At 63.4% G+C, this 464-nt stretch carries 1 protein-coding gene; it reads left to right on the forward strand.

What is annotated here, in order from left to right:
• Positions 1–464, forward strand: a 464-nt coding sequence (locus tag GVL03_RS19890) for a topoisomerase C-terminal repeat-containing protein (RefSeq protein WP_306770358.1), incomplete at both ends; no start/stop codon positions are given.

A 464-nucleotide genomic window follows, 5' to 3' on the forward strand; every position in this document is an offset into this window, starting at 1 on the left:
CTTCAAACGCCTTGTCGACTACGACTTCACGGCCACCCTCGAAGACGATCTCGACCAGATCGCGCAAGGCGCAGAGAATCGCACCGCCTGGCTGACCCGTTTCTACTACGGGCAAGAGGGTGCAGAAGGACAGGCCGGTACCGGGCTCAAGAAGCTCGTCGGCGTGAACCTCGAAGAGATCGATGCCCGTGAGGTCAACTCGATCCGGTTGTTCGACGACGACCAGGGTCGCCCGGTGTACGTGCGGGTCGGCCGATTCGGTCCGTATCTCGAGCGCACGGTCACCCCTGACGGTGGTGGCGAGCCGGAGTCGCAGCGCGCCAACCTGCCCGACGACATCACGCCTGACGAGCTCACGCTCGAATTGGCCGAAAAGCTTTTCAGCACACCGCAAGAGGGCCGCACCCTGGGTGTCGATCCGCTCACCGGTCACGAGATCGTCGCCAAGGAAGGGCGTTTCGGTC

The sequence above is a fragment of the Microbacterium sp. 18062 genome, from assembly GCF_902706225.1.
Classification (GTDB): domain Bacteria; phylum Actinomycetota; class Actinomycetes; order Actinomycetales; family Microbacteriaceae; genus Microbacterium.